This is a genomic window from Mycobacterium sp. UM_Kg27, from assembly GCF_000972905.1.
In the GTDB taxonomy this organism is placed as follows: domain Bacteria; phylum Actinomycetota; class Actinomycetes; order Mycobacteriales; family Mycobacteriaceae; genus Mycobacterium.
In genome coordinates, this window is the sequence record NZ_JRMM01000235.1 from 1 (window position 1) to 2,859 (window position 2,859).

General features: G+C 69.5%; 4 protein-coding genes. 3 read left to right on the forward strand and 1 reads right to left on the reverse strand.

The window, feature by feature from the left end:
* Positions 1–181 (forward strand): amidase family protein (locus LI94_RS20760; protein ID WP_046302415.1); only part of this gene is annotated, 181 nt, incomplete at its 5' end.
* Positions 182–193: 12 nt separating this feature from the next.
* Here the strand turns inward: LI94_RS20760 and LI94_RS20765 are convergent.
* Positions 194–1,348 (reverse strand): glycosyltransferase family 4 protein, encoded by a 1,155-nt coding sequence (locus LI94_RS20765; protein WP_024442697.1) that lies wholly within the window; start codon positions 1,346–1,348, stop codon positions 194–196.
* Between the two features lie 43 nt (positions 1,349–1,391).
* Here LI94_RS20765 and LI94_RS20770 point away from each other — a divergent pair, with 43 nt between their 5' ends.
* Both LI94_RS20770 and LI94_RS20775 read left to right on the forward strand, forming a co-directional pair.
* On the forward strand, positions 1,392–2,159 hold the full coding sequence (locus LI94_RS20770) for a class I SAM-dependent methyltransferase (protein ID WP_046302416.1): 768 nt from the start codon (positions 1,392–1,394) through the stop codon (positions 2,157–2,159).
* Between the two features lie 54 nt (positions 2,160–2,213).
* Positions 2,214–2,859: aldehyde dehydrogenase family protein (locus LI94_RS20775; protein WP_046302417.1), on the forward strand; the 646-nt coding region annotated here is incomplete at its 3' end.

The following is a 2,859-nucleotide window of genomic DNA, read 5'->3' on the forward strand; positions in this document are numbered from 1 at the left end:
TGTGTATAAGAGACAGCCGTGGAACATCATCGGTTGGCCCGCAATGAACGTGCCCGCCGGACTCGACCGCCAGGGTCTGCCCGTCGGCGTGCAGTTGGTCGGCAAACCCGGCTCGGAGCGGACCCTGCTAGGCCTAGCCGCTCAGATCGAGCAGCTCCAACCCTGGCCGCGCACCGCTTAGGGAGCTACCGCCTCAGACCACACCGCTGATGTAGCGACGTTCCTGGACGGCCGCCAGCACGGCATGCAAGCCTTCGGCACTTTGCCGCCAGGAGAACTCTGCGCTGCGGTCCTGCGCTTTGGCGCCGAGCTGCTCGCGCAGCACGGCATCCGCCAGCAATCGCCGCAATTGCTCGACCAGCTCGTCGCGATCGTCGACCAAGGTCCCGGTGACTCCGTCGACGATCGAATCGGACAACCCGCCGGAGGCCCGGTAGCCGATGGTGGGCACACCGTGCTGGCCCGCCTCGATGACGGCCAGGCCCCAGCCCTCTTTGCGGGACGGCAACACATGCACCCAGGCCTGTTGCACGAGTTCGTGTTTGGTGACCTCATCGACGTGGCCGTGGAAGGTGACCGCGTCGGTGATCCCGAGTTCGGCGGCGTGCTCCACCAGCCGCTCGCTCCACCAACCTCCGCCGATGACATCGAGGTGCAGGCCCGGCACGTGGGCACGCAACGCCGCGACCGCGTCCAGCGCGTCCTCGATCTGCTTATGTGGCACCAGGCGAGACAGCACCACCACCCGCGGCGTTGGCGAGCGAGGGCGGGTCAGCGTTGCCGGCGGCGCCTCATCGAGGCCGTTGCGCACCACCGCGATGCGCTCGGGACCGACTCCGAGCTCGATCAGGTCGCGCAACGAGGGCAGTGACACGGTCAGGTATTGGTTGCGCCGGTTCAGCCAGGGCGACAGTTTCGACTCCACCATCCAGCCGATCCGGCTCAGCACCGGGCCCGCCACCGGCCACTGCTCGCGGTGGCAGTGGTGCACCAGCATCGCGACCCGCCGCCCGTAGATCAGCCGCGCCAGGAACGGCAGCCCGTTCTGGGTGTCGATCACCGCGTCGGGTCGCAGCCCGCGCAGCGGTCCAAGCCCGATGCGCGCCGCCGCCATCACTGCCAGCGCCCAGAGATACACGGTGTAGGGGCCGCCGCGCCGACTGATGCGCACGCCGTCGACGACCTCGTCTTTGGGCGCGCCCGGGTAGCGGGCGGTGCGCAGGGTGACTGTCACGCCGGCGGCGGCCAGCTCGGCGCCGATGCGCTGCAGGTAGGTCTCGCTGCCGCCGCCCTGCGGATGCCCGGTGTCACGCCAACACAGCAGCAGGACCGAGCGGACAGCAGACACGCCGACCAGGGTAGTCGGCCTACTGGCGGCCTAGGCTGGCTCGGTGGCTGCCACCGACCTGTTCGCGCGACGCGCGACGCTGGCCCGTTCGGTGCGCCTGCTGTCCCAGTTCCGCTACGAGCAGACCGCGCCGGATCGGTTCTACGGTGCGCTGGCCGACGACACCGCCGCCATGGTCACCGAACTGTGGCGCGGAGTCTGCGGCGACGATCCGGCCGGCAAGACCGTCCTCGACGTCGGCGGCGGTCCGGGCTACTTCGCCACCGCTTTCGCCGAGGCCGGTCTGCGCTATATCGGCGTGGAACCCGACCCCGGGGAAGTGCACGCGGCGGGCCCTCGGCCCGCGGGCGCCGCGGGGACGTTCGTGCGGGCCTCGGGGATGGCGCTGCCGTTCGCCGACGCCAGCGTGGACATCTGCCTGTCCTCCAACGTCGCCGAGCACGTGCCGCGGCCCTGGCAGCTGGGCAACGAGATGCTGCGGGTCACCCGGCCCGGCGGGCTGGCGGTGCTGTCCTACACGGTGTGGCTGGGTCCGTTCGGCGGTCACGAGATGGGCCTGACCCACTACCTGGGCGGACAGCGAGCCGCCCGGCGCTACACCCGCCGGCACGGCCACCCGCCCAAGAACAACTACGGCTCGTCATTGTTCGCGGTGTCTGCCGCCGAGGGCTTGGAGTGGGCTCGCCACACCGGCGCTCTGGTCGCAGCTTTCCCCCGTTATCACCCGCGATGGGCGTGGTCGATCACCAAGGTGCCAGGGATTCGCGAGTTCGGTGTGAGCAACCTGGTGCTGGTGCTGCAAACGGAATAACGGATTGACTGCAACGTGTTCTAATCCGTCCGTCGGCTAGGTAGGGTGGCGCCCATGACCGACTCCAGCATCACCGAATACGACACCCTCTTCATCGGCGGCAAGTGGACCGCCCCGTCCACCGATCAGGTGATCGAGGTGCACAACCCGGCCACCGGCGAGTATGTCGGCAAGGTGCCGCTGGCTGCCAAAGCAGATGTGGACGCGGCGGTGGCCGCCGCGCGCACCGCGTTTGACTCCGGCCCGTGGCCGTCCACCCCGCCCGCCGAGCGGGCCGCGGTGATCGCCGCCGCGATAAAGCTGATGGAAGAGCGCAAAGACCAGTTCACCGCGCTGCTGGGCGCCGAGACCGGCCAGCCCCCGCTGAGCGTCGAGACGATGCACTGGATGAGCTCGCTGGGCGCGCTGAACTTCTTCGCCGGCCCGGCCGCCGACGAGGTCAGCTGGGAAGAGATCCGCACCGGCGCCTACGGTCAGACGATCGTGCGCCGCGAACCGATCGGCGTGGTCGGCGCGATCGTCGCGTGGAACGTGCCGCTGTTCCTGGCGGTCAACAAGCTGGGGCCGGCCCTGCTGGCCGGCTGCACGGTGGTGCTCAAGCCTGCGGCCGAGACACCGTTCAGCGCGAACCTGCTGGCGCAGACCTTCGCCGACGCGGGCTTGCCGGAAGGCGTGCTCTCCTGTCTCTTATACACATCTG